The following is a 24,678-nucleotide window of genomic DNA, read 5'->3' on the forward strand; positions in this document are numbered from 1 at the left end:
CATGGTGACTTTACAAAAAACACGAGGACTGATTACACCCTGAAATCCTTGAACCCCGTGCTGCAAGGGCCAAACCTGCAGGCGTCGTGCCGCTTGAACACTGGCTTAATATCCTGCCATGACAACGCCTCAATTCATCCAGCTGTATCAGCACAACGCCGCTGCTGTGGCGCACGAACTCTTGCAGGGCCTGAGCGCCCCTCAGGCCTTCACCTCGCCCAAATACCTGTACGACGCACTGGGCTCGCGCCTGTTCGAGGCCATCACCGAGCTGCCCGAGTACGACCTGACCCGGACCGAAGCGCAGCTGATGCAGTTGCACAGCGCCAACATGGCAGATCAGCTGCCGCAAGGCGCGTGCTGGATCGACCTGGGTGCGGGCAATTGCGAAAAAGCCGGGCGTTTGCTCGGCCCCATGGGTGCCGGTCGCTATGTGGCGGTGGACATTTCGGTGGACTTTGTGCGCCAGGCCCTGGATGTGCTGCAGCGCCAGCACCCCGGCTTGCCCATGGCGGGCTTGGGCGTGGACTTTTCAGGCGGCCTGCAGCTGCCTGCCGGACTGGCGCTCGACCCGGCGCAGCCGCGTGTGCTGTTCTACCCAGGCTCGAGCATCGGCAATTTCACGCCCGAACAGGCGCTGGATTTCCTGCGCAACTTGCACAGCGCCTGCGGGATTGCGCCAGGCAGCGGTTTGCTGATCGGGGTGGATTTGCTCAAGGACCCCGCCGAACTGGAGGCCGCCTACGACGACGCGCTGGGCGTGACCGCCGCCTTCGACCTGAATTTGTTGCTGCACATCAACCGTTTGGTGGGCAGCAACTTTGCCGTGCGCGACTGGCGGCACTTGTCACGCTTCAACGCGCCGCAATCGCGCGTCGAGATGCACCTGCAAGCGCGCCACTCGGTGACGGTGCAGTGGCCCGGTGGCCAACGCCAGTTTGCAGCAAGTGAGACCATCCATACCGAAAACGCCTGCAAGTGGAGCGTGAAGAACTTTGAGTCATTGCTGCTGTCTGCAGGCTTTGGATCGGCCCGTGTCTGGACCGATCCGAAAGAACGTTTTGCGGTGTTCTGGGCAATGGCCTGAGCTTGTCGCCCATTTGATTGGGCCACTGAACAAGCCTGCCCATAATGAATCCAGACCCGCGTTCATGCTGGGTTCATAGTCATCACCAGGAGACTTGCATGTTGAACGATCTGAAAGACAAAGTGGTTCTGATCACTGGCTCAAGCACGGGCATCGGTGCCGCCGCCGCCGTGGCCTTTGGCAAACTGGGTGCCCGCGTGGCAGTGCACTACAACAGCAGCCAAGGGCCTGCCGAAGAAGTCCTGGGCCGCGTCAAGGCCACGGGCGCGCAGGCTATTTTGCTCAAAGGCGATGTGCTCGAGTCGGCGCAATGCCAACGGCTCGTGGATGAAACCGTCAAGGCTTTTGGCCGCATCGACATTCTGATCAACAACGCGGGCGCTTTGGTCCAACGGGTCCCGATTGAAGAGATCACCGATGAATTGTTTGACACCGTGGTGTACCTGAACGTGCGCTCGGCGATGATGTGCACGGCTGCTGCAGTAAAGGCCATGCGCCAGCAAGGCCAAGGCGGTGTGGTGATCAACGTGACCTCGGTGGCGGCCCGTCACGGTGGCGGCGCAGGCGCCTCGCTGTATGCAGGCTCCAAGGGATTCGTCTCCACCATGACTCGGGGGCTGGCCAAGGAACTGGTCAAGGACAACATCCGCGTCAATGCTGTGGCACCGGGCGTCATCACCACCCCATTTCACGAGCGTTTTTCAACCCCGCAAATGCTCGAAGGCTTCAGGGCCACGATTCCCATGAACCGACTGGGAACAGCCGAGGAGTGTGCGGGTGCTTTTGTGTACTTGGCCTCGGAACAGATGTCGGGCTACGTGACCGGCCAGATCATCGAGGTCAACGGCGGACAGTACATGCCCTGATGCTCAATGCCCTTGGGGGTTGAGCACGGTCACGCGCCACAAGGTGCGTGGCCGGGTCAGGTCGATCAAGGGCGCGCTGTGCAAGAGCAAAGCGTTGTCCCAGACAATGACATCACCGTTGTCGTAATTGTTGGTGTAGCAGTATTTGTCCTGCGTGGCATGTGCCGCCAATTCGCGCAACAAATCCAAAGCCTCGTCATCGGGCATGCCCTCAATCCCAAACGAGCTGCCGCTCACCGCGTACAGCGCGGGCTGCCCGGTGAAAGGGTGTGGCCTGACCAGCGGGTGACGCACCCAGCTGACCCTTTGGGCTTGCTCGGCGTTGAGCACAGACGCCACACTCCGGGACTGTTTGTCCAGGTTGTCGCGGTTGCCATAGTGGTGCTTGACCACCAAGCCTTTGATTTTTTCTTTCATGACCGAGGGCAAGTCGGCATAAGCCTTGGCCTGGTTGGCAAAGGTGGTGCCATTGGGCGCGGGCGGCACGTCTTGGGCATGCAAGATGGTGCAGCGTGCCACATCGTCCAGATAAGAATAATCGGTGTGGAAATAAGTGCCCGCATCCACCAGCCCCGTGGGCTTGCCGTCCTTGAACACATTCGAGAGGATCAGGATGTTGGCCTCTTGCGGGTGATGAAAAGTGTCAATGACATGGGGCGACGGCCTGCCCCACTGCTTGGCAAATGTGACCATCTCGGCTGGCGTCAACGACTGGTTTTTCAGCACGATGAAGCCGTGCCGGTGCAAGGCGTCGGCCAACCACTGACTTTGATGGGCGTCCAGGGGCTCAGACACATCCAGCCCGTCGATGCGGGCTCCCAAAACATCACTCAACAGTGTCAACAAAGGCATGGCATTGGCTTTTATCAGTTGATCATTTCGGGGGAAAAGATCCGAGGAAGAAACAAAGCAATTTCAGGAAAGACGATCACCGCAAACAACACCACCAGCATCGGCACCACCATGATCATGGTGTCCTTCAAGGCATACCTGAGCGGCACTTTGGCCACCGCACAACAAATCATGAGGCACATGCCATACGGTGGCGTGACCAAGCCAAAGGCCAAAGACAAAATGCCAATGATGGCAAAGTGCACAGGGTGCATGTCCACCGATTGGGCCAAAGGTTGCAAGGTGGTGCCCACGATGATGATGGCGGGAATCGCATCCAGAAAACAACCCACAATCAGGAAGGCCACCGCAATGAAAATGCCGACGCCAATCACGTCCATGCCCCAAGCTTGGACATTGGTCAGCAAGGCTTTGGGAATTTGGTAGTAAGCCAACAGCCAGCCAAAAACCGAGGCTGTGCCCACACAGAACAATGCCACGGCCGACAATTTTCCAGTGTCCAACACAGCAGCCATGAACTGCTTGAAACCCATTTCGCGGTAAAACAACAAGGACAGCACCGCGGCATACAACACCGCCGCCGCTGCCGACTCGGTCGCCGTGAACCAGCCCATCAAAATACCCCCCACGATGATCACCGGGGTGAGCAAGGCTGGAATGGCGACAAGCGTTGATTTGACAATTTCAGCGAAGTTGGCGCGCGGGTAGACCGGGTAATTGCGCTTGACCGAATAGGCGTGCACGGTGGCCATTTGGGCCAAGCACAACAGCACGCCCGGCACAATGCCCGCCAAATACATCGCACCGATCGAAGTGGAGATCACGCCCCCCCAGACCACCATGAGAATGGACGGCGGAATGATCACCGCCAGCACAGACGAGACCGCTGTGACGGCGATCGAAAACGACAAGTCATACCCTTCCTTGACCTGTGCCTCGATGAACAATTTGCCTTGCCCGGCCGCATCAGCGCTGGCAGAACCCGAGATGCCTGCAAAAAACACCGACAGCAGCACATTGATCTGTGCCAACCCTCCCGGGAAGTGACCCACCAACGCCCTGGACAAACGCATCATGCGCACAGTGATGCCGCCGCCGTTCATCAAATTTGCCGTCAAGAGGAAAAACGGCACCGCCAACAAAATGAAGGAGTTGTAGGTTTTGAAAGTCTCATTGAACAAGACCATCGGTGACAGCCGAGGCTCCAGCAAAAGGACTGGCAAAGAAGCCAAGCCCAAGGCAAAGGCCACCGGCACCCGAATCGCCAAAAGCAAAAAGAAACCTCCGAAGAGGACCATAGCGGCCATTCCTGGCGAAAACAATGCTGAGGTCAAACGACTGACTCCTGGTTCACGCTTTCATCGCCCTCAGACTTGCTGAACATGTGGTGCAACAAAAAAACCATCCATAAGAAGCCAGAAATCGGCCAAGCAATAAAAATCCACCACATCGGCATATCGGCCAACTCGGATGTCTGGTTCCAGCCAAATTTGGTGAACTCAATGCCCCAGTAGAAAATCACACCGGAGAAAATCAGCATGAAAAGCTGACACAAGCGGAGCAAGATCCGATCGGCCTTGGCTGACAATTTAGGCAAAAAATCCACATCAAAGTGCATTTTTTCTCGCACACCCAAAGTGGCACCCAACATGATGAGCCAGACAAAGAAAAAGCGGCTCATTTCCTCGGTCCACATGTACCTGGGAATGACATCGGTGTATCTGGAAAAAATTTGCAAACTGACCGGCACCAACAACAGCAACACCACGAGGATCAAAAGAAACGACAGAAAACTGTCAATCAAGTGCAGCAATTTGTTCATGGGAAAATTCTGGGGAGCACGGTCAAACACGAGGCGGCAGCCGCATGGCCGCCGCCAGGGATGCACATCACTTCATTGAGTTGATCTTGGCGTAGATGGCGTCAGCACCCACCTCTTTGGCGTAAGCGGCCATGACCGGGTCCACCAGCTTTTGCATTTCGGCGCGTTGTGCGAAAGGCACCTGCTTGAGTTTGCCTTCCTTGGCGTACTTGTCGAGCTTGGCCTGGTCTTCAGACGACTCGATCTGACGACCAAATGCACCTGCCTCCTTGCCCGCCTTCACGATCGCTGCTTGCAGGTCTGCAGGCAGTTTTTTCAGCGTCTTGACTGAGAAGCACAGGGGGCGAATGGTGATGGCATGGCGCGTCATCAGGATGTTGGGGGCCACTTCAAAAAACTTCATGGCTTCCACACCAGCGGCTTCGTTTTCACCCGCATTGATCACGCCATTTTGGATGGCGTTGTACACCTCGTTGTATGCGATGACCGTGGGGGTCATGCCCACCGCGCCAAAGGTGCGGCTCCAGATGGGTGCACCTTGCACGCGTACTTTGAGGTTTTTCAAGTCAGCCAGATTACCGGCTGTTTTGTTCGAGAAGATGTTGCGCACACCGCCGCCGGCATAACCGATCAATTTGACTTCGGCTTTTTGCTCCACTTCGTCTGCAATCGGCTTGAGGATGTCTTGGTCCAACACCTTGTTCCAGTGGTTCAGGTCACTGAACAAAAACGGCGCATCAATGAAGGGCGCCGCTTTGGAGAAGGTGGACATGTGGGCTGGCGAGACAATCGCAAAGTCCACCGCCTTGCCCTGATTCATGTAGGCAAAGTAGTCTTTTTCCAAACCCAGTTCGCTGTTTTTGTGCAAAACAAAGTTAACAGGTTTGCCATAGTATTTTTTGACCAACTCTTCGAACTTGACCATGGTTTTGGTGAAAGCATGGTCATCGCCAAACTGTGAAGCGCCGTGCAGTGTGATCGCCGCTTGTTGCGCATGCGCGCTCAAGGCCATGATCGAAGAGAGCACCAGGCCCAGCAAAGGTTTCAAAACTTTCATCTCTATGTCTCCTGTATTGATCGGAACAACAACTTGAATGTGTTGCTCATTTCACTTTAGGCCAAAGCACCTTGAACAGCCTTGGGGAAAACCATGAGTGATCTGCTCAGCTGTCTCCAACGTGTCCTCTAGCGCTGGTCCCTGCACGGCCAGAAGTGATAACTTGAAGCCCACTTAGCGCACGGGCGTGTTGGCCTTTGCGTGCGCCACCCGGGATACACCTGGGGTGGGTATTTTTTGATTCATCACACGAAAGAAATGCATGAAACACATCGGTTTTATAGGGGCCTCGGGTTTGATGGGCCACGGCATCGCCAAAAATTTGCTGGCCAAAGGTTTTCAGGTTTCCCTGACCGCACATTCACGGCGCGAGCCTTTGCAAGACCTGTTGGCCGCAGGCGCCCAACTGGTAGAGCGCCATGCCGATCTGACGGCCTGTGACGCGGTCATCATTTGCGTGACCGGCTCGCCTCAGGTCGAGGCCGCTTTGGAAGGCCACACCGGTTTGTTGAGCCAAGCCCGTGCGGGCTTGGTGGTCATCGACGCGTCCACCAGCGAGCCCGATTCCACGCGACGCCTGGCAGCCCGCTGCCAGGCCGCGGGCATGACCCTGGTCGATGCCCCGTTGGCGCGCACCCCCGTGGAGGCCGAAGCCGGCAAACTCAACACCATGGTCGGCGCGTCGCCCGAAGTCTTTGCCCGCCTAGAACCGGTGTTCAAGGCCTATTGCGAAAATATTTTCCACGTCGGTGAGATGGGCGCAGCCCATGTCATCAAGTTGCTGAACAACTTTCTGGGCCAAGCCATCACCACAGCGGCAGCCGAAGCCTTTGCCGTGGGCGCCAAGGCGGGCATCGATGTGGGGCAACTGGTGCGCGTGGTGTCGGCCGGCGCGGTCAACTCAGGCTTGTTTCAGGCCATGGCCAAAACACTGGATGGCGACTACACCGGCCTGAAGTTCGAGCTGAACAACGCGTCGAAAGACTTGCGGTACTACGTGCACCTGACCGAAAGCGTGAAAGCACCCTCATTGGTCGGCACCAGCGTGCACCAGAGTCTGGTGACGGCTTGCGCCTTGGGCTATGGACAGGAGCTGGTGCCTTCACTGGTCAAAGCCCAAGCGCAAATCAACCAGGTCAAGATTGGCTCGGGCCGCTGATGAGTGCGCGCCTGGGCATGGCCTTGGTGGGCTTGGGTGCAGCCACCCAGCCCCACCTGCGCAGCCTACAAGACCTGAGCGAGCGCATTGACCTGCGCTATGCCGTCACGCGCCAGCCTCACCCTGACCGCATTCGGCCATACATCGGCCCTGTGCGCTTGGTCAGCAGCTTGGACAAGGCCCTGGCCGACCCCCAGGTTCAGGCGGTGATGGTCGCCACACCCCCCTCGACCCATCTGGAGATTTGCCAGCGTTGCTTTGCCGCAGGCAAACATGTCTTGCTCGAAAAGCCGCTCGAGCTCAATTTAGAGCGGTCAGAGCAACTGGCCGCGCTGGCCCGGCAAAGCGGACTGCACTTAGGGGTGGTGTTGCAACACCGGTTCCGTCCCGCATCACTGACCCTTCAGGAGTTGCTGGACACAGGACGCCTGGGTAAAGTCCAGGCCGCATCGGTGCGTGTGCCGTGGTGGCGTTCCCAAGCCTATTACAACGAACTGGGCCGGGGCACGTTGGCACGCGACGGCGGCGGTGTGTTGCTGACCCAAGCGATCCACACCCTGAACCTGTTTCAGGCGCTGGTGGGGGTGAAATCGGTCACGGCTTCGGTGGTGCGGCAAACCCGTTTGCACCAGATGGAAACCGAAGACCACGTCAGCGCGCTGTTGGTCTTGGGCAATGGTGCACCCGGTGACCTGATGGCCACCACCGCCATGTATCCGGGCTTCCCGGAAACGATCGAGGTGATTGGCACTTTGGGCAGCGCAAGGCTCAGTGGCGCCGATCTGCAGGTGAACTTTTTGCAAGGTGAACCCTTGACCGTGCGCAGCGAAGGGGGCACCGGCAGCGGCGCCAACATGATGGATTTTTCACACCAACCGCACCGCGAGCTGTTGACCGATTTCATCGACGCGATCGAACAAAACCGAGCACCTCGGGTCACCGGTGAGGATGCCCTGAAAACCCACCTGCTGATCGACGAACTGCTGCGCAAGGGGCAGGCGTCCGCCGGCTGAAACCTCAAAGCTTGACCGAGCGGAAGCCTGCAAAGATGTCGCGCCGCTCGGGCACAAAGAAGTTGCGGTAGCGCACATCCACGACATGCGCCGAGGTGGCGGCGCAAGCCCCGCGCAGCACGCGGTGGCCGTGCCACCAAGGCTCTGAATAATCGCGGTAGGGATGGGCCACAAAACCGGGGTAAGGCGAGAAGTCGCTGGCGGTCCATTCCCACACCTGGCCCCAAGCAAAGTCGGGCGAGTGCGCCGCACACGCCCATTCGGCTTCAGTAGGCAAACGCCTGCCTGCCCACTCGCACCAAGCCTGGGCATCGGCAGCGTTGACATGCACCACGGGCGCGTTCAGATCCATGGGCTGCCACTGGCCCAGGCGCCGCACTTGCCAATCGCCTAGCGCGCCACGCACATGTGGCGGGAGAGCATGGCCCGTGGCCTGCAAGAAGGGCAGGTACTGCGACCAGGTCACGGCCATCGCGTCGATCTCAAAAGCGGCCAGCCTCACCGGGTGGGCCTGGCATTCGTTGTCAAAGGCAAAACCGGGCCCGCTGTGGCCCAAGGTACAAACTTGGGCGGGGATGTGCAAAGCGTTTGTTGAGGCAGGACCCATGCCCGCCTGCACGTGCCCCACGTACAAGGCTTCGGGCAAAGCCAGGCCCAGGTCTTGCGCCATGTACACCGCAGCTTCGTTGTGCATGGCCTCGTGCTGCACGACCAAACGCCAAAAGTAAAGCGCCTCGTCCGTGGACTCGGACACGGCCCGCAAATGGGCCAGGCTGTGCACCAGTACATCGGCCAGGTAGCGCTGGGTGTGCTGCAAGTCGGGCAGCGGCAGCGACCAGCGGCTGTCGTGCGCCACCTCGCTGGAGTTGTACAGCGCATCGGCACGGGGCATGCGTGAAGGCCCAAAGCCATCGCCCCAGGAGGCACTGCGGATGCCTTCGCCGCGCTGTCGGTTGCGCACCGTCCACCATTCCTGAAACCAGGCGATATGCCCCCACTCCCACAGGGGCGGGTTCATGCCGGGCCGGGGTGGCACGGCCAGATCGGGCAGCGCCGCTTGCCAGGCCTGCATCAAACCCAGCGTACGCTGGCGCGTGTCGCTCAGGGCTTGGGCCAAGGTCTCGGCGTTGGCCGTGCGCCAGGGGTTGGTCACGGGTCCATACAAGCGGTGGGGATTCGACTGCCTGGGGGGGGCTGGGGGACTGCGGCTCATGTATAAACTGCCCATGCAAAAACTTCGTGTGGTCATTGTCAGCCCTGCCTTGGCCGACGCCAACAACGGCAACTGGCAAACGGCGCGCCGTTGGCAACAGCTGTTGTCTGCGCATTCTGCCCGCATCGTGCGGCAATGGCCCGACGCCGAGGCATTGACCTCGCCTGACGATGTGATGCTGGCCTTGCACGCGCGCCGCTCAGCCGACTCGGTGCAAGCCTGGCACAGCACGCACGGCCAGCGCGGCTTGGGCGTGGTGCTCACCGGCACCGACCTGTACCGCGACATCGGCCACGACCCCCTGGCCCAACAGTCTTTGACGCTGGCCCGTTCGCTGGTGGTGCTGCAAGAATGGGGGGTCAAGGCCTTGCCGCCCGCCCACCACGCCAAGGCGCGGGTCATCTTTCAGTCCACCGGCACGCGCCAAACTTTGCCCAAGACCTCTCGCCATCTGCGCGCCCTGATGGTGGGCCATTTGCGCGAAGAAAAAGACCCGCTCACCCTGATGGCTGCTGCTCGCCTGTTGCCGCCAGACGCGGGCGTGTTCATCGACCACATTGGCGCTGCGCTCGACCCGGCGCTGGGCCAGGCCGCGCAAGACACGCAGGCGCAGTGCCCGCATTACCGCTGGCTGGGGGCTGTGCCCCACGCGCTAACCCTGCAGCGCATCCAGCGCGCCCACCTGCTGGTGCACTGCAGCCGCATGGAAGGCGGCGCACATGTGCTGATGGAGGCGATTTGCAGCGGCACCCCCGTGCTGGCCTCACGCATCGACGGCAATGTGGGCCTGTTGGGCGAGAATTACGCCGGCCTTTTTGAGCCGGGCGACGCCAAAGCTTTGGCCGATTTGCTGCGGGCGTGCCGATCACCACAAACCGGTCATTCTCTGGTGGCACACTTGCAGCATCAGTGCGCTTTGCGTGCACCCTTGTTTGAACCGCAGGCCGAACGCGCCGCCTTGCACCGTTGGGTGCAAGACCTCTGGACCCTTTGAATGCAATCTTCCAATCAACCCGTGCTGCGCGATCTGGTGCTGGTCGGCGGCGGCCACAGCCATGTGGGAGTGCTGCGCATGTTCGCCATGAAGCCCGAGCCGGGCGTGCGCATCACCTTGGTCTGCACCGACATTGACACCCCTTACTCGGGCATGCTGCCGGGCTACATTTCGGGCCACTACAGCTTTGACGAGGTGCACATCGACCTGGGTCGCCTGTGCGCGTTTGCCGGGGCACGCCTGGTCCACGATGCCGTGATCGGCATCGACCGCAAGACCCAAAGAGTCATTTGCAAAAACCGCCCGCCCGTGCCGTACGACCTGCTCTCGATCAACACAGGCTCAACCCCGCAGGTGCGGCAGGTCGATGGCGCACAAGCCCTGGCCGTACCCGTCAAGCCGATTGCGCAGTTCAACCAGCGGTGGTTGGCCCTGATGGACAAGGCCCGCCAATGGCCCGCTCACCGAGGCCCCATGACGATTGCCGTGGTCGGCGCAGGCGCCGGTGGCGTGGAACTGGTGCTGTCCATGCAATACCGCTTGCGCAATGAGTTCAGGGCCATGGTGCGCAACCCAGAAGACCTGCAATTTGTGCTGCTGACTTCTGGCGAACACATTTTGCCCACTCACAACCCGCGCGTGCGCGCGCAATTTGCCAAGGTTTTGCAAGAGCGCAACGTCGCCGTGCACACCCATGCCGAGGTGGTGCAAGTCTCGCCCGGCTGTCTGCACACGCGGGACGGCCGCACTTTTGATGCCGACGAAACCATGTGGGTGACCCAGGCCGGTGGCCCCGAATGGTTGCAAAGCACCGGACTGGCTTTGGACAAAAACGGCTTCATCCTGGTGCACCACCAACTGCAATCCCTGAATGACCCGCTGGTGTTTGCAGCCGGTGATGTCGCCTCGTTTGTGGAGCACCCGCTCGAGAAAGCCGGCGTGTTTGCCGTGCGCATGGCCAAGCCCTTGGCCGAGAATTTGCGCCGCAGCCTGCGCGGTCAAAAGCTGCTGGCCTACGACCCGCAACACCATTGGCTGGCCCTGATATCGACCGGCAACCGCTTTGCCGTGGCCTCTCGAGGGTCGCTGAATTTTGCCGGGGCCTGGGTCTGGCGCTGGAAGGACCGCATTGACCGGGAATTCATGCGCCGCTTCACCGAGTTCCCTGCCATGCCAGGAGCGGGCGGCCCCGCCCAACCCGGTGCCAACGTCCGCGAAGCCGTGCAAGCCATGGGCCAGCTGCTCAAAGACATCCAGGCCCAAGGCAAGGCCCCCAGCACGCGGCTGACACTGACGAGCGAAGAATCACTGCAAGCCATTTCGGCCATCGCCATGCGCTGCGGGGGCTGCGGCGCCAAAGTAGGCGCCAACATTTTGTCCCGGGCACTGGGCAGCTTGCATCCGGTCGAGCGGCCAGATGTACTGATCAGCCTGCACTCGCCCGACGATGCGGCCGTGGTGCGCGTGCCGCCGGGCATGGCCGTGGTGCAGACGGTGGACTTTTTCCGGGCCTTCATCGACGACCCCTATTTGTTTGGCAAGGTGGCCGCCAACCACGCGCTGGGTGATATTTTTGCCATGGGGGCCGAGCCACAAACGGCCACCGCCGTGGTCACCGTGCCCCCAGGCCTGGAGCGCAAAGTCGAAGACCTGTTGACCCAAATGATGGGTGGCGCCATCGAGGTGTTGAACGCCGCAGGCTGCGCCTTGGTGGGCGGGCACACGGGCGAAGGGGCAGAGCTGGCCTTGGGCTTTGCCATCAACGGCCTGATCGATGAAAAGATGGACAGCGTGATGCGCAAGGGCGGCATGCAGCCTGGCGATGTGCTGCTGCTGACCAAGCCGATGGGGACCGGCACCTTGTTCGCCGCGCACGCACGCTATGCGGCCAAGGGGCGCTGGATCGCTGCGGCATTGCAGTCGATGGTGCTGTCCAACCAGGTGGGCGCCAAAATTTTGCACCACCACGGCGCGACCGCCTGCACCGATCTGACCGGTTTTGGCCTGTTGGGCCACCTGGTCGAGATGACACGGCCATCGGGTGTGGACGCCGAACTGACCATGAGCACCCTGCCCCTGCTGGACGGTGCGGTGGACTGCGTCCAGGCGGGCATCGTCAGCTCTTTGCAACCGGCCAATGTGCGCCTGCGCCGCGCCCTGCGCAACGCCGATGAATTCGTGGGCGACCCCCGCTACCCCCTGCTGTTTGACCCGCAAACTGCGGGCGGCCTGCTGGCCAGCGTGCCCGCAGCGCAAGCGGCGGCTTGTGTGCAAGCGCTCAAGGCCGCAGGCTACCCGCACACCGCCATCATCGGCCGCATCACCGCGCAAGGCGAGGCCATCGAGCCGGTGCTGCTGAAAACCTGAGGCGACGCGCTGGTCCTGTCGATGCCCATCGGCCAATAAAAACGGGGTGGCTCATGAGCCACCCCGTCAATGCGCCACTTGATCAGCCCAAGTCGAATCGGTCAGCGTTCATGACCTTGGTCCATGCGGCCACAAAGTCACGTACAAACTTCTCGCGGTTGTCGTCTTGGGCATACACCTCGGCGTAAGCGCGCAAGACCGAATTGGAACCAAACACCAAGTCAACGCGTGAAGCCGTCCACTTCGCCTGACCTGTTTGGCGGTCACAAATGTCGTACGAGTTTTTGCCCGTGGGCTTCCACTGGTAAACCATGTCGGTCAAGGCCACAAAGAAGTCGTTGCTCAACACGCCCACACGGTCGGTGAACACGCCTTGCTTGGAGCCGCCGTGGTTGACACCCAGCACACGCATGCCGCCCACCAACACGGTCATCTCGCTCGCCGTGAGGCCCATGAGTTGGGCGCGGTCGAGCAAGAGCTCTTCAGGGCTGACCACATAGTTCTTTTGCACCCAGTTGCGAAAGCCATCGTGAATGGGCTCCAGCACGGCAAATGATTCCACGTCGGTCATGTCTTGTGTGGCGTCACCTCGGCCTGGCATGAACGGAACGGGTACATTCAAGCCAGCAGCTTGCACGGCTTGCTCCACACCCACATTGCCGGCCAACACGATCACATCGGCCACGCTGGCACCGCTGTTTTTGGCGATGCCTTCGAGCACCGCCAGCACCTTGGCCAAACGTGCAGGTTCGTTGCCTTCCCAATCTTTTTGAGGGGCCAAGCGAATGCGGGCACCGTTGGCACCGCCGCGCATGTCTGAGCCACGGTAGGTGCGGGCACTGTCCCAAGCGGTGGCGACCATTTCGCTCACGCTCAAACCACTGGCAGCGATTTGGGCTTTGACAGCCGCCACGTCATAAGTGGCCTTGACTGCGGGCACGGGGTCTTGCCAGATCAGGTCTTCAGCGGGCACTTCGGGGCCGATGTAGCGCACCTTCGGGCCCATGTCGCGGTGGGTCAGCTTGAACCACGCACGCGCAAACACTTGAGTGAATTCATCGGGGTCTTTGTAAAAGCGCTCCGAGATCTTGCGGTACTCGGGGTCCATCTTCATGGCCATGTCGGCGTCGGTCATGATGGGGTTGTGGCGAATGCTGGGGTCTTCCACATCCACCGGTTTGTCTTCTTCCAGGATGTTGATCGGCTCCCACTGCCACGCGCCAGCGGGGCTCTTTTTGAGCTCCCAATCGTAGGTGAACAAGAGGCGGAAGTAACCGTTGTCCCATTGGGTGGGGTGGGTGGTCCAGGCCCCTTCGATGCCGCTGGACATGGTGTCGCGCCCCACACCCCGGCTGGTGTGGTTCATCCAGCCCAAGCCTTGTTCGGCCACGTCTGCACCTTCTGGCTCAGGGCCCAAGTTTTGCGCCTTGCCATTGCCGTGGCACTTGCCCACGGTGTGGCCGCCCGCCGTGAGGGCCACGGTTTCTTCGTCGTTCATGGCCATGCGGGCAAAGGTCAGGCGCACGTCTTGCGCTGTGCGCAGTGGGTCGGGCTGGCCGTTCACGCCTTCGGGGTTCACGTAAATCAGGCCCATTTGCACCGCAGCGAGGGGGTTTTCTAAAGAATCTCGGTTGTTGCCGTCGTAGCGGGTCGTACCCAACCATTCTTTTTCTGAGCCCCAGTTGATGTCTTGCTCGGGGTGCCAAATGTCTTCGCGGCCAAAGGCAAAGCCGTAGGTTTTGAGGCCCATGGACTCGTAGGCCACATTGCCTGCAAGGATGATCAAGTCGGCCCAGCTGAGGCGATTGCCGTATTTCTTTTTGATGGGCCACAACAAGCGGCGTGCTTTGTCGAGGTTGACGTTGTCTGGCCAAGAGTTGAGTGGCGCAAAGCGCTGGTTGCCGGTGCCTGCACCGCCTCGCCCATCGGCCACTCGGTACGAACCCACAGCGTGCCACGCCATGCGCACCATCAAACCACCATAGTGACCCCAGTCGGCAGGCCACCAGTCCTGGCTGTCGGTCATGACGGCGGTGAGGTCTTTCTTCAACGCGGGCACATCGAGTTTTTTCACTTCCTCGCGGTAGTTGAAAGCCTGCCCCATCGGGTTGGTCTTGATGTCATGCTGGTGCAGGATGTCCAAGTTCAGGGCTTTTGGCCACCAGGCCATGGGGGTGTTGCTTGTGGTGGTGTTGCCACCATGCATCACAGGGCATTTGCCTTCGTTTGACATTGCTATTTCCTTCCCGGGTTAAGAAGAAATATGTTATAGCAATGAAAAAATAATAGCCAATTGGTTTTTGCTAATTCGCTCATTGCGCTTTGCCATTCTCTGAGCACAACCCATGCCCGCTGGGCTGAACGCGCCGCACGCCAATGGGGATTGGGGCACACTTGGCAGCGACCCAACATGACAACGATCAAACATGAACGACAAGACGGCCCTCAACTCTGACCTGAGCCAGCGCTGCATCCTCCACAGCCCCTCACTCGATTGGGTGGACTCACCCGCCTCGGGCGTGTCGCGCCGCATGCTCGAGCGCAACGGCGGCGAAGTGGCCCGCGCCACGTCCATCGTGCGTTATGCGCCTGGCTCGGCCTTTGCCAGCCACGTGCACGGCGGGGGCGAAGAAATTTTGGTGCTCGAGGGCACGCTGCACGACGAACACGGCGTTTATGGCCCCGGCACCTACATCAAGAACCCGGTGGGCAGTTCGCACGCACCGTCCTCACCCGAGGGCTGCACGCTGTTTGTGAAGCTGCGCCATCTGGATGCGCGCGACAACGCGCGTGTGGTCATCGATACGCGCCTCAGCGAATGGCGCCAAGGCATGGTTGAAGGTCTGAAGGTTTTGCCCTTGAACACCTTCGAGACGCAAAACACCGCCCTGGTGCGCTGGGCCCCGCAAACGTTTTTTAACCCGCACCGGCATTGGGGCGGCGAAGAAATCTTGGTGGTCGAAGGCGTGTTCTCGGACGAGCACGGCGACTACCCCGCCGGCAGCTGGCTGCGCAGCCCGCACATGAGCCAGCACCAACCGTTTAGCCGCGAAGGCTGTTTGATCTTGGTGAAAACAGGGCATCTGGCATGACAAAGCCCAGCATTCGAGTGGTGGTGTTCGACGCCTATGGCACGCTGTTCGATGTGTATTCGATTGGCGCTTTGGCCGAACAACTTTACCCCGGCCAGGGCGTGGCCCTGTCGGTGCTGTGGCGCGACAAGCAGATCGAGTACACGCGGCTGATCTCACTGAGCGACTCCAACCCCGAAGGCAGTCGCCATTACCAATCGTTTTGGGACATCACGCGCGCGTCGCTGCGTTATGCATTGGCGCGTTTGGGCTTGGTGCACACCAGCGCGAATGAAGACGCGCTGATGGCGCAATACGCCCAACTTTCACCCTTCCCAGAAAACCTGGGCGTGCTGCAAGCCTTGCGCCAGCGCGGCGTGGCCACTGCCATTTTGTCGAACGGCAGCCCCGAGATGCTGCAGTCGGCCGTGCACAGTGCGGGCATGAGCGATCTGCTGGGCGCCGTCTTGTCGGTGGACAGCGTGCGCCAGTTCAAGACCACGCCCACCAGCTACCAAATCGTGACCGACCACTTTGGCTTTGCCCCGGCCGATGTGCTGTTTGTGTCGAGCAACGCCTGGGACGCGCTGGGCGCCACCTGGTTTGGCTTCACCACGCTGTGGGTCAACCGTCAAAATCTGCCTGCCGAAGCCATTGGGCCGGCACCGCACCACATCGGGCGCGATTTAACGGCCGTGCTCCAAGTCTTGGGCTGAAACGGCAGCACGGCCTGGAACATGTCACCTGGCTGCAGTCACCCGGCACTTGTCAGCCTGCGGCACGGCTCGCATTTTTAAAATAGGTATCCATTTTCCAGTCTATTTTTCACTCAAGCCATGAACACTCCCTCTGCAGCCTCTTTGGCCCATCAGCTCGCACCCCACGGCCCGCTGCGCGTGGCCATCAACCTGGGTAACCCGGTGCTCGCCAGGCTCGACACCGCAGGCGGGCCCTCAGGCATTTCGGCCGATCTATCACGCAAACTGGCTGCACAGCTGGGCTTGGGCATTGACTGGCGCATCTTCAAAAAAGCCGACGAATCGGTGCAGTGCGTGCGCGCCGACGAGGCGGACATCGGCTTTTTTGCCATCGACCCGTTGCGCGGCGAAGGCCTGCATTTTTCACCGCCCTATGTGCAAATTGAGGGGGCCTACATGGTGCGCAACGACTCGCTGCTGCAAAGCAACGACGAAGTCGACCAAGCCCACAACCGCGTGACGGTGGGCGCGGGCAGCGCTTATGACTTGTTTTTGACCCGCCACCTGAAAAACGCGACCATCGTGCGTGCGCCCAGCTCGCCCGCCGTGGTCAATGTGTTCATGGCCCAGCAACTTGAAGTGGCTGCTGGCGTGAAGCAGCAATTGGAAGCCGATGCGCAGCGCCTGCCAGGCGTGCGGCTGCTGCTGGGCCGCTTCATGGTCATCCACCAGGCCATGGGCATGCCCGCGCAGCGCAGCGAACCCGCGCAGCAATTTCTGAACAGTTTTGTGGAAGACGTCAAACAATCGGGTTGGGTTGCGCAGGCTTTTGTGCGGCACCAGATCCAAGGTGCCGCTGTGGCCCCGCCGGGCTATCCCGCACACGACTGATCGTCTTCAGGTCCGGTGATAAATTGAGTTTTGATCTTTCAACCCACCCCAAGAGACAGCCCGATGACCTCTCCCAAAATAGACCGCCTGCCCGAAATGCCGCGTGAACAAATGACCGACGCCCAACGTGCGGCGGTGGACGAACTGGTCAGTGGGCCCAGAGGCAAACTCTCCGGCCCCTTTGTGCCTTTGATGCGCAGCCCCGAGCTGATGCGCCGCCTGCAAAAAGTAGGTGAATACCTGCGCTACGACAACACCGTGGGTTTGCACAACTCGGAATTTGCGGTGCTGGTGGTGGCCCGCCACTGGTCACAGCCGGTGGAGTGGCACATCCACAAGCCCATCGCCATGAAGGCCGGCGTGAGCGAAGCCACTTGTGATGCCATTGCCGAAGGCCGCCGCCCGCCGAACATGACGGCCGAAGAAACCTTGGTGTACGACTTTTTGCAGGAGCTGCTGCACAACCAGTCTGTCAGCGACGTGACCTGGGCGGCTGCACAAAAGATGTTTGGCGACCAGGGCGTCATCGACATGACGGCGCACTGCGGCTACTACAGCTTGCTCGCCATGGTCATGAACACCACGCGCCGCGAACTGCCGCACAACGCCGCGCCGGGCATTGCACCGTTTCCCCACTGAAGGCCTGAAAGCGGCTTCGGAACACGCTCAACCAAAGGCGTTGAGCGTTTGCTCCCCTGCCTGCACCGGGTGCGCATGCACCAGCACCACCGCCATCACACAGGTTTCGGTGCCCCGGTTGATCCAGTTGTGCACCGTGCCGCGCTGCACCATGACGTCGCCCGCCTTCAAGTGGACTTCCTCGCCGGACTCCAGCTCCATGTCGATTTCGCCGGACATGACCACGATGTAATCCACCGACTCGGTGCGGTGCACGCGCTGCTGTACCCCGGGGTGAAAGTCGAGGATGCGGAACACGGTGCCGTTCTCGATGACCGAAAATTTACCCTCACGCCGGCCTGCGTCCACCTGGCCGTTGTTGTTGGCAGGACTCGTGTCGGTGGTCCAGACATTGCACACAAAGCCATTGGGGCGGCCTTGCCGGTAATGGCTGCAGACTTCGTCAATCTCGACGATGGCTTTGCCTTGTTCGTCGTGGCCGGTCACGACACGGCGAATGGACGGGTTGATCGGGGTGGTCATTCAAAATGCTCCTTGGAAAATAAGTTCAGTGGGCATCATGGCCCACGCGGCGCATGAAATCAGCCATGGCTGTCGCCAGGGTTTCTTCGTGCGGGCCCCACGCCGAAAACGGCAAAGCGGGCACATCTTCGTCCGCCACCGGCAGCTCGAACAGTTCGCAGCCAGGGATCAGGGCCGCCGCCTCGCGGCCGTGGCGGGACACATGGGTTTTGTCATTGCCGGGCACCACCCAGGTGGGCACACGGATGGCCTGCAGGGCCTCGGTCGTCATGCCCAGCACCGGTTCGCGCGGGCCTTGCAAAAAAATCTGAAGCCAGTGGCGCATGACGGCGGTGAATTGCCGCGGGTCCATGGCCATCAGGCGGTCCTGGTTGCCAGGGTCGGCGGCGATCAGCTCCTGGTAATAGGGCGTGGCACACACCGCGGCCATGCCGCCTTGTTCGGCCGCGCGGATGAACTGGCCGTAATAGCTGTCGGGCAAGCGGCCCGCGGTGAAGGCGCCGCCCGTGATGCGCAGCAGCAGCAAGCCACGCACCGCGTCGGGGTGACGCAAGCTGGTCAACAAGGCCAGCCGCGCCCCTGAAGAGCCACCGCCAAAAAATGCAGGCCCCGCGTTCAGGTGCTGCATCAACTGCACCCAGTCGTCGGCCCAGATGTCTTCTTCACCGCGATCGCCTTCGATCAACACCTGCGAAGCCCCGGTGTTGCGTCGGTCGTGCAGCACCACCCGAAACCCCCGGGCCGCGATGCGGCGCGCCAAGGGCAAAAATTCGGCCCCGCTGCGCCGACCGCCCGACACCAGCGCCAGCCAGGGGCCTTGCTCGCCCACGATCTCATAGTGCAGGCGCACGCCTTCGGTGTTGACAAAGTCCATGGCTCAATCCAGCAGCACGGGCAAACGCCAGCCGATGGCCGAAGCCACCGCATGGGCCACTTGCAGCACATGGCCCTCGCCGTGCATGGCCGCGCCGATCTGCAACGCCATGGGCAAGCCTTGGGTGGACACGCCCATGGGGCAGGTCAAGGCGGGGTGCCCGGTCAGGCTGAACAAGCGGTTGCAGGCGCTGCGCTGCCCGGTGGGGTTGGCCATCAGGTCTTGCAGGGTCTCGGGCAAGGCTTCGCGCCCTGGCCACATCAACACGTCCACCTGCTCAGCCAGCAAAGCGCTGACCTGCTGTTGCCAAACGTCGGCCTGCACGCGGGCTGCTTGGTAGCTGTTCAAACTCAGCTGCGCTGCACCCGCCAGTTTTAGGCGCAAACCCTGTCCCAGCTGTTCCGGGTGGTCGCGCCAAATGTGCTGCAGTTGTAGAAACGCTTCATAGGCGATCAGGGTGTTGGCCACCTGCACCACGGCGGGCTGCGGTGGCCAATCCTTCGTCTCCACCGTGACCACCTGTGCACCTTCGGCTTGCAGTTTTTGCAGTGTCTCGTCAAAACAGACTTGGATCTGTGGGTCGTGTGTGGCCTGCCCGTTCTCGGCGTTGCGCCACAAGCCCGCAGGCACACCAATCCGCAGCCCCTGAAGCACCGAACGCTGCACATCGGCAGTGCATACGGTGGCCACATCGCTGCCATGCCAAGCGTCCCAAATCAGGGCCTGGTCCAGCGCGGTGCGCGTCAAAAATCCGGCCACGTCCAAGCTGGGCGCCAAGGCGATCACGCCCGACAGGGGGTAAGCATAGCGCGTGGGTTTGAGGCCCACCACACCACAAGCGGCCGCTGGGTGGCGAATCGAGCCACCCGTGTCGGTTCCCGTGGCTGCCAGACAAAAACCTGCCGCTACCGCCGCCCCCGAGCCGCTGCTCGAGCTGCCCGGCATGTGCGCCAGATGCCAGGGGTTGCGCGCCGGCGGAAACAAGTCATCTTCTGAGGGCGAGCCAAAGGCAAATTCATGGCATGCCGTTTTGCCCAAACTGATCACCCCCAAACGCGCCAAACCCGTCACCAGCGTGGCGCTGACCGAGGGCACCCAGTCGTGCAAATGCCGCGAATGCGCCGTGGTACGCACGCCTCGCGTCAGGTAAACATCCTTGTGCGCCATCGGGATGCCATGCAAAGGCCCCCGGTATTGGCCTTGCGCGATCTCGCGGGTGGCCTGGTGCGCCGCTTGCATGGCGGCGTCCAGCGTGGGGGTGACGAAGGCGTTCACTTGCCCATCGAGTCGCTCCATGCGGTCGATGCAGGCCTGCACCAGCTGCACCGGCGTGATCGTCTGCTGCCGAATCAGGGCACTGGCTTGCGCCAAAGACAGCGCATGCAGCGGCGTGTCGGCATGCGCGTCAGCAGACGGCTTCAAGGGCGTCTGAGGGCTCATGCCTCAAGGCGCTGGCAGTGGGCTGGCTTGCCGAAACCATTGGCTGATTTCAGAGCCGTTCCAGAACACCACACCAGGTTGCTTGGCCAAAAATTCCAGCATCATTTCAAAATAATCGATGCGGTGCGCAGCGCCAGAAATGTACGGATGCACCCCAAACGCCATGATGCGGGCGCTGTGCGCCGACTCGGCATACAGCCGCTTGAACGCATCTTGGGTGCGCAGCAGCATCGCGTCCGAACGCTCGTGCGAGGTGAGCATGATGTTGATGTCGTTGAGCTCAATGGTGTAAGGCACCGAAACCAGCGGTCCGTGTTGGGTATGCACATATTGCGGCTGGTCATCGAGCACCCAGTCGCCAAACCAGGACATGCCCAGCTCCTTGATCAGGTCGGGGGTCTGCAGCGTCTGGCTGCGACCCGGGCCCAACCAACCTTGCGGGCGCTGGCCGGTGAAGCGGGTCAGCACGTCCAGCGTCTGCTGCATCATGGCCCGCTCGTCCGGGATTTTCTGGATCGGGATTTGCTCGTAGCAATGCGCCATGAACTCCCAACCCGCATCGAGTGCGGCTTGCGTCACGCGCGGGCGGGTTTCGCAGACTTTGGCATTGATGGACAGGGTCGGCCTGATACCTGCATTTTTGAAAGCGTCCATCAGGCGCCACACCCCCACCCGCATGCCGTATTCATGCCAGGTCCAGTTGGGCACATCGGGCACCGGGGCTTGTCCGCCGGGCGGTGGCGAAACCATGCGCGGCATGGGGCGCGAGATATCCCACTCTTCGATGTTGACCACCGGCCAGACCACCAAACGCACCCCTTCGGGCAAGTGAAGTGGGAGCCTGTCGACGATGGCTGAAAAAGGCAGTCGATCCTGCGGCCGCAGCACCCCGCTGTTCATCTCAAAACTCATCAGTTCACTCCACCGGGAATCGACGCAGCGATCTGCCGCAACTTGGCGGTTTCGGTGCGGATTTCCTGCACCATTTGCTCTGCCGAGCTGCCCACCAGGCTCATGCCCATGCCGTTGAGTTTGCGCTGCACGTCCGGCTCGGCCAATGCGGTTTTGACCGAAGCATTCAAACGCGCCTGGATGTCGGCAGGCAGGCCTTTGGGGGCGAAGATGCCCACCCAATAGGTCAGGTCATAACCCGTCAAGCCACCTTCGCTGAGCGTGGGCACGTCCGGGTAGCGCGGGTCACGCACCGAACTGGTGGTGCCCAGAAAGTTCACTTTTCCTGCATCGATTTGCGGCTTGGCTGCGCCGTCAAAAATCACCTGGCACACCCCCGCCAGGACATCCTGCATGCCGGGGCCCGAGCCTTTGTAAGGCACATGCACCATGTTCACCTTGGCCATGGCGTTGAACAACTCGCCCGCAAAGTGCAACCCACTGCCCATGCCCGAGGTGGCGTAATTGATCTTGCCCTTGTTTTTGGGGTCGCGGGCATAAGTCAAGAATTCCGGCAAGGTTTTGGCGGGCACAGACGGGTTGACCACCATCAGCAAACCGTATTTGCCCACCAGAGAAATCGGCGTGAAGTCGCTCACCGGGTCATAGGACAAAGACTTTTCCACCACCGCCATGTAGGTCTTGGTGCCGTTGGTGGTCATCAGCAAGGTGTAGCCATCGGGGGCCATTTTGGTGACGGCTTCGCTGCCAATGCGGCCGCCGCCGCCCGCACGGTTTTCGATGACGATGTTTTGACCCAGGTTGCGCGACATGGCCTCGGCAATGATGCGGCTGGCCTGGTCTGAAAATCCGCCCGCTGCGTAAGGCACGATGGCCTTGATGGGGCGCTGTGGGTAGGTTTGCGCCTGAACAGAAGCCAGGCTTGCGCTGGCCAGCAGACCGCAGCCCAGCCAAGTCAGGAGTTTGCGTTTGGATGCCGTCATTGGAATGACCCCTTTCAGTTGTCTCGTGGTGGATTCGATGTTTCAGGGCCATTTGCGACCCCGTGCTGCACAACAAAAAAACAGTATGCGTGCCGGTTTTTGCCTTGGCAATCGGGTGATCCCGCCTTGACGCTCGCAACAGGGCCCGTCGCTTCAATATTCCGAATCATGGAATACTTTGTCTTTTTGACCCACCGACGACACCCCGGCGCTCCGCTGTTGAGCCCTTTCAAGCCATGAACCCTTCCCCGAAAAACGAAGGCGCGCAAAGCATCGCGCGCGCCGCCTTGCTGCTGCGAACCTTGTCGACTTTCGGCTCGCAGGGCGCGGCACTCATGCAAATCAGCACCCTGACCCAATTGCCCAAGGCCACCGTGCACCGCATCCTCTCGGCCATGCTGGATGAGCACCTGGTCGAGCGCCCCTGGGGCACACGCCACTACCGGCTTGGCCCGGAGGTTTATGCCTTGGGCATGTCGGTACTGGACGTGCACGACATCAAAAGCATTGCCCAGCCATCGTTTGAACGTTTGGCTGAGGCCACGGGCGAAACGGTGTACCTGGGAATACGTTGTGGCTACGATGCCGTGTGCTTGGACAAACGCCAGGGCCACCTGCCGCAAAACGCCGAAATCCTGCAGGTGCACAACCGCTGGCCCATGGGCATCGGCTCTTTCAGTCTGGCCATCCTGTCATTTTTGCCCGACAACGAGATCGCCGACATCCTGGCCTTCCACCGACTGCGCAGCGGCCCGGACAAGGCCTTCAGCAAAATGGCCAGTGGCATTCAGAAGACACGCAAAAACGGCTACGCCCTGACCAAAACCCGTTCCGGACGCGGCATTTCGGGCATGGCCGTGCCCGTTTTTGACCGGCGTCGTTACCCGATTGCCTCCTTGTGCGCCGTGTCCACGCTCGAGCGCATGACGGGCAGCTACCTCAGCGACCTGGCCACCACCCTGACCCACGAGGCCGACATCATGTCGGCGCAATACGAGTTGGCCCGCATGAACCCGACGCAGGCCGAAACCTGGCGCACGGCCATCAAGGACCCGCAAAGCCCGCGCATTGCATTCTGAATACGAGCGGCTTCATCCTTGCCCACAACGCAGCTGGCGTATCCACCGGCACAGGTCTGCAATTCCACCAGTTGGAATTTTGAGCTTGGTCAATTCACACGGCCCTCCTAGAATCTCGCCACGATAACCAACGATGGAGACTGTGTATGCAAAAGCTTGTCCGATTTCTCAAATACAGTGTGCTGGCCCCCTTGGCTTTGTGCCTGGGCCTGGCCCAAGCTCAGGGCTTTCCCAACAAGCCAATCAAGATCGTTGTGCCCTTCGGGCCCGGCGGCTCAGGCGACATCACCGCACGCGCCTTTGGCCAATACCTGGAAGCGCAGTTCAAGCAAGGCGTGGTGATTGAAAACCGCGCCGGCGCCAACGGCATCCTGGGCACCGAAGCGGTCAAGAACGCACCCGCTGACGGCTACACACTTTTGCTCACCACCAACACCACACTGGCGGCGAACCTGAGCCTGTACAAAAAAGTCCCCTATGACCCCTTGAAAGATTTTGAACACCTGGGGCAATTCGGAACAGCCGCCTCGGTGGCGATGGTCAGCAAAGACTCGGGCATCCGCACCGCTGCCGACCTGACGGCCTATGCCAAAGCCAACCCGGGCAAGGTGTTTTTTGGCCACTACAACTCGGCCTCGCAAATGACCGCTGAAATGTTCAAGGTCAAGACCGGCGCACCCATGACCGGCATCCCCTACAAGAGCATCGGCTCGGCCCTGCAAGACTTTTACGGCGGCCAGTTGCAGGTGCTGTTTCTGGAATACCTGCCCGCCATGGCCCACATCGACAACCCCAAGGCCACCGCGATTGGCGTGACCGGGGCCACGCGATTCAAGCCCTGGCCCAATGTGCCCGCCATTGGCGAGACTTACCCCGGCTATGAGCTGGGCTTCTTCTTGGGGCTGGCGGCCCCTGCGGGCACCCCGCCCGACGTGGTGCGCAGACTGGACGGGGCCATCAGCTCCGCCCTGAAAGATGAGGCCTTTCTGGCACGTTTGGCGCAATTGGGCTTGGAGCCTTCCAAGGTATCCAAGGCCGATTACCCTCGCTTCATTCTAAGTGAAGTCACCCGCTGGGCACAGGTCATCAAAGACGCTGGCATCAAGCCCGAGTGAGTCTTCATCTTCTAAAAATCAACG

23 protein-coding genes are annotated in these 24,678 nt (G+C 60.7%); 12 read left to right on the top strand and 11 right to left on the bottom strand.

Annotated features, from left to right (window positions below; translation table 11 throughout):
- The first annotated feature begins 118 nt into the window (after window positions 1–118).
- Window positions 119–1,087 (top strand): L-histidine N(alpha)-methyltransferase, encoded by a 969-nt coding sequence (egtD, locus tag Q0O99_RS08440; RefSeq protein WP_293750396.1) that lies wholly within the window; start codon window positions 119–121, stop codon window positions 1,085–1,087.
- Window positions 1,088–1,188: 101 nt separating this feature from the next.
- Entirely contained in the window at window positions 1,189–1,953 is a 765-nt protein-coding gene (locus Q0O99_RS08445) for an SDR family NAD(P)-dependent oxidoreductase (protein WP_293750479.1), read from the top strand.
- A gap of 3 nt (window positions 1,954–1,956) precedes the next feature.
- Here Q0O99_RS08445 and Q0O99_RS08450 read toward each other — a convergent pair whose 3' ends face one another.
- The 4 genes from Q0O99_RS08450 to Q0O99_RS08465 form a co-directional block, all read right to left on the bottom strand.
- Entirely contained in the window at window positions 1,957–2,805 is an 849-nt protein-coding gene (locus tag Q0O99_RS08450) for a TauD/TfdA family dioxygenase (RefSeq protein WP_293750398.1), read from the bottom strand.
- Window positions 2,806–2,819: 14 nt separating this feature from the next.
- Window positions 2,820–4,103 (bottom strand): TRAP transporter large permease, encoded by a 1,284-nt coding sequence (locus Q0O99_RS08455; protein WP_293750400.1) that lies wholly within the window; start codon window positions 4,101–4,103, stop codon window positions 2,820–2,822.
- A gap of 32 nt (window positions 4,104–4,135) precedes the next feature.
- The gene (locus Q0O99_RS08460; RefSeq protein WP_293750402.1) at window positions 4,136–4,627 is read right to left on the bottom strand and encodes a TRAP transporter small permease; all 492 of its coding nucleotides are present in this window, start codon (window positions 4,625–4,627) and stop codon (window positions 4,136–4,138) included.
- A gap of 67 nt (window positions 4,628–4,694) precedes the next feature.
- Window positions 4,695–5,684 (bottom strand): TRAP transporter substrate-binding protein, encoded by a 990-nt coding sequence (locus Q0O99_RS08465; RefSeq protein WP_293750404.1) that lies wholly within the window; start codon window positions 5,682–5,684, stop codon window positions 4,695–4,697.
- A gap of 262 nt (window positions 5,685–5,946) precedes the next feature.
- Here Q0O99_RS08465 and Q0O99_RS08470 point away from each other — a divergent pair, with 262 nt between their 5' ends.
- Complete coding sequence (locus Q0O99_RS08470) at window positions 5,947–6,843, top strand: NAD(P)-dependent oxidoreductase (RefSeq protein WP_293750406.1); 897 nt, start codon at window positions 5,947–5,949, stop codon at window positions 6,841–6,843.
- On the top strand, window positions 6,843–7,856 hold the full coding sequence (locus tag Q0O99_RS08475; protein ID WP_293750408.1) for a Gfo/Idh/MocA family oxidoreductase: 1,014 nt from the start codon (window positions 6,843–6,845) through the stop codon (window positions 7,854–7,856). The genes Q0O99_RS08470 and Q0O99_RS08475 overlap by 1 nt, the downstream gene beginning before the upstream one ends.
- 4 nt (window positions 7,857–7,860) lie before the next feature.
- Here Q0O99_RS08475 and senA read toward each other — a convergent pair whose 3' ends face one another.
- A complete protein-coding gene (gene senA, locus Q0O99_RS08480; RefSeq protein ID WP_293750410.1) occupies window positions 7,861–9,009 on the bottom strand; it encodes a selenoneine synthase SenA in 1,149 nt (382 codons plus the stop codon).
- 73 nt (window positions 9,010–9,082) lie between these two features.
- On the opposite strand from senA, the gene senB reads away from it, so the two are divergent.
- On the top strand, window positions 9,083–10,063 hold the full coding sequence (gene senB / locus Q0O99_RS08485; RefSeq protein WP_293750412.1) for a selenoneine biosynthesis selenosugar synthase SenB: 981 nt from the start codon (window positions 9,083–9,085) through the stop codon (window positions 10,061–10,063).
- Window positions 10,064–12,430 (top strand): selenide, water dikinase SelD, encoded by a 2,367-nt coding sequence (gene selD, locus Q0O99_RS08490; RefSeq protein WP_293750414.1) that lies wholly within the window; start codon window positions 10,064–10,066, stop codon window positions 12,428–12,430.
- Window positions 12,431–12,512: 82 nt separating this feature from the next.
- Here selD and katG read toward each other — a convergent pair whose 3' ends face one another.
- On the bottom strand, window positions 12,513–14,663 hold the full coding sequence (katG, locus tag Q0O99_RS08495) for a catalase/peroxidase HPI (RefSeq protein WP_293750416.1): 2,151 nt from the start codon (window positions 14,661–14,663) through the stop codon (window positions 12,513–12,515).
- Window positions 14,664–14,856: 193 nt separating this feature from the next.
- Here katG and Q0O99_RS08500 point away from each other — a divergent pair, with 193 nt between their 5' ends.
- The 4 genes from Q0O99_RS08500 (at window position 14,857) to Q0O99_RS08515 (ending at window position 17,729) form a co-directional block, all read left to right on the top strand.
- Complete coding sequence (locus Q0O99_RS08500) at window positions 14,857–15,522, top strand: cupin domain-containing protein (RefSeq protein WP_293750418.1); 666 nt, start codon at window positions 14,857–14,859, stop codon at window positions 15,520–15,522.
- Window positions 15,519–16,217, top strand: a complete 699-nt coding sequence (locus Q0O99_RS08505; RefSeq protein WP_293750420.1) for a haloacid dehalogenase type II — start codon at window positions 15,519–15,521, stop codon at window positions 16,215–16,217. The genes Q0O99_RS08500 and Q0O99_RS08505 overlap by 4 nt, the downstream gene beginning before the upstream one ends.
- Before the next feature lie 120 nt (window positions 16,218–16,337).
- Complete coding sequence (locus Q0O99_RS08510; RefSeq protein WP_293750422.1) at window positions 16,338–17,090, top strand: ABC transporter substrate-binding protein; 753 nt, start codon at window positions 16,338–16,340, stop codon at window positions 17,088–17,090.
- Window positions 17,091–17,153: 63 nt separating this feature from the next.
- Window positions 17,154–17,729 carry a carboxymuconolactone decarboxylase family protein gene (locus Q0O99_RS08515; protein WP_293750424.1) on the top strand — a complete coding sequence of 192 codons (576 nt, stop codon included), beginning with the start codon at window positions 17,154–17,156 and terminating at the stop codon, window positions 17,727–17,729.
- Window positions 17,730–17,756: 27 nt separating this feature from the next.
- Here Q0O99_RS08515 and Q0O99_RS08520 read toward each other — a convergent pair whose 3' ends face one another.
- The 5 genes from Q0O99_RS08520 to Q0O99_RS08540 are packed head-to-tail and all read right to left on the bottom strand — an operon-like array spanning window position 17,757 to window position 22,460.
- Window positions 17,757–18,251: a cupin domain-containing protein gene (locus Q0O99_RS08520; RefSeq protein WP_293750426.1), complete on the bottom strand. Its 495-nt coding sequence runs from the start codon at window positions 18,249–18,251 to the stop codon at window positions 17,757–17,759.
- 25 nt (window positions 18,252–18,276) lie between these two features.
- Window positions 18,277–19,125 carry an alpha/beta hydrolase gene (locus Q0O99_RS08525; RefSeq protein ID WP_293750428.1) on the bottom strand — a complete coding sequence of 283 codons (849 nt, stop codon included), beginning with the start codon at window positions 19,123–19,125 and terminating at the stop codon, window positions 18,277–18,279.
- A gap of 3 nt (window positions 19,126–19,128) precedes the next feature.
- Window positions 19,129–20,565: an amidase gene (locus Q0O99_RS08530; protein WP_293750430.1), complete on the bottom strand. Its 1,437-nt coding sequence runs from the start codon at window positions 20,563–20,565 to the stop codon at window positions 19,129–19,131.
- A gap of 3 nt (window positions 20,566–20,568) precedes the next feature.
- Entirely contained in the window at window positions 20,569–21,477 is a 909-nt protein-coding gene (locus Q0O99_RS08535; protein WP_293750432.1) for a polysaccharide deacetylase family protein, read from the bottom strand.
- Window positions 21,477–22,460, bottom strand: a complete 984-nt coding sequence (locus Q0O99_RS08540; RefSeq protein WP_293750434.1) for a tripartite tricarboxylate transporter substrate binding protein — start codon at window positions 22,458–22,460, stop codon at window positions 21,477–21,479. The genes Q0O99_RS08535 and Q0O99_RS08540 overlap by 1 nt, the downstream gene beginning before the upstream one ends.
- Window positions 22,461–22,696: 236 nt before the next feature.
- Here Q0O99_RS08540 and Q0O99_RS08545 point away from each other — a divergent pair, with 236 nt between their 5' ends.
- Both Q0O99_RS08545 and Q0O99_RS08550 read left to right on the top strand, forming a co-directional pair.
- The gene (locus Q0O99_RS08545; RefSeq protein ID WP_293750436.1) at window positions 22,697–23,539 is read left to right on the top strand and encodes an IclR family transcriptional regulator; all 843 of its coding nucleotides are present in this window, start codon (window positions 22,697–22,699) and stop codon (window positions 23,537–23,539) included.
- A gap of 146 nt (window positions 23,540–23,685) precedes the next feature.
- A complete protein-coding gene (locus tag Q0O99_RS08550) occupies window positions 23,686–24,654 on the top strand; it encodes a tripartite tricarboxylate transporter substrate binding protein (RefSeq protein ID WP_293750438.1) in 969 nt (322 codons plus the stop codon).
- Window positions 24,655–24,678 lie beyond the last annotated feature (24 nt).

Source organism: Limnohabitans sp. Rim8, from assembly GCF_945901735.1.
In the GTDB taxonomy this organism is placed as follows: domain Bacteria; phylum Pseudomonadota; class Gammaproteobacteria; order Burkholderiales; family Burkholderiaceae_C; genus Limnohabitans_A.

Excerpts from the sequence above, each read along its gene's own strand:
- katG (WP_293750416.1), bottom strand. The coding sequence starts at position 14,663 with ATGTCAAACGAAGGCAAATGCCCTGTGATGCATGGTGGCAACACCACC.
- Q0O99_RS08470 (WP_293750406.1), top strand. The coding sequence starts at position 5,947 with ATGAAACACATCGGTTTTATAGGGGCCTCGGGTTTGATGGGCCACGGC.
- Q0O99_RS08455 (WP_293750400.1), bottom strand. The coding sequence starts at position 4,103 with ATGGTCCTCTTCGGAGGTTTCTTTTTGCTTTTGGCGATTCGGGTGCCG.
- Q0O99_RS08530 (WP_293750430.1), bottom strand. The coding sequence starts at position 20,565 with ATGAGCCCTCAGACGCCCTTGAAGCCGTCTGCTGACGCGCATGCCGAC.
- Q0O99_RS08535 (WP_293750432.1), bottom strand. The coding sequence starts at position 21,477 with ATGAGTTTTGAGATGAACAGCGGGGTGCTGCGGCCGCAGGATCGACTG.
- Q0O99_RS08520 (WP_293750426.1), bottom strand. The coding sequence starts at position 18,251 with ATGACCACCCCGATCAACCCGTCCATTCGCCGTGTCGTGACCGGCCAC.
- Q0O99_RS08465 (WP_293750404.1), bottom strand. The coding sequence starts at position 5,684 with ATGAAAGTTTTGAAACCTTTGCTGGGCCTGGTGCTCTCTTCGATCATG.
- selD (WP_293750414.1), top strand. The coding sequence starts at position 10,064 with ATGCAATCTTCCAATCAACCCGTGCTGCGCGATCTGGTGCTGGTCGGC.
- senB (WP_293750412.1), top strand. The coding sequence starts at position 9,083 with ATGCAAAAACTTCGTGTGGTCATTGTCAGCCCTGCCTTGGCCGACGCC.
- Q0O99_RS08510 (WP_293750422.1), top strand. The coding sequence starts at position 16,338 with ATGAACACTCCCTCTGCAGCCTCTTTGGCCCATCAGCTCGCACCCCAC.
- Q0O99_RS08545 (WP_293750436.1), top strand. The coding sequence starts at position 22,697 with ATGAACCCTTCCCCGAAAAACGAAGGCGCGCAAAGCATCGCGCGCGCC.
- egtD (WP_293750396.1), top strand. The coding sequence starts at position 119 with ATGACAACGCCTCAATTCATCCAGCTGTATCAGCACAACGCCGCTGCT.
- Q0O99_RS08525 (WP_293750428.1), bottom strand. The coding sequence starts at position 19,125 with ATGGACTTTGTCAACACCGAAGGCGTGCGCCTGCACTATGAGATCGTG.
- Q0O99_RS08450 (WP_293750398.1), bottom strand. The coding sequence starts at position 2,805 with ATGCCTTTGTTGACACTGTTGAGTGATGTTTTGGGAGCCCGCATCGAC.
- Q0O99_RS08515 (WP_293750424.1), top strand. The coding sequence starts at position 17,154 with ATGACCTCTCCCAAAATAGACCGCCTGCCCGAAATGCCGCGTGAACAA.
- Q0O99_RS08540 (WP_293750434.1), bottom strand. The coding sequence starts at position 22,460 with ATGACGGCATCCAAACGCAAACTCCTGACTTGGCTGGGCTGCGGTCTG.
- Q0O99_RS08505 (WP_293750420.1), top strand. The coding sequence starts at position 15,519 with ATGACAAAGCCCAGCATTCGAGTGGTGGTGTTCGACGCCTATGGCACG.
- Q0O99_RS08500 (WP_293750418.1), top strand. The coding sequence starts at position 14,857 with ATGAACGACAAGACGGCCCTCAACTCTGACCTGAGCCAGCGCTGCATC.
- Q0O99_RS08475 (WP_293750408.1), top strand. The coding sequence starts at position 6,843 with ATGAGTGCGCGCCTGGGCATGGCCTTGGTGGGCTTGGGTGCAGCCACC.
- Q0O99_RS08460 (WP_293750402.1), bottom strand. The coding sequence starts at position 4,627 with ATGAACAAATTGCTGCACTTGATTGACAGTTTTCTGTCGTTTCTTTTG.
- Q0O99_RS08550 (WP_293750438.1), top strand. The coding sequence starts at position 23,686 with ATGCAAAAGCTTGTCCGATTTCTCAAATACAGTGTGCTGGCCCCCTTG.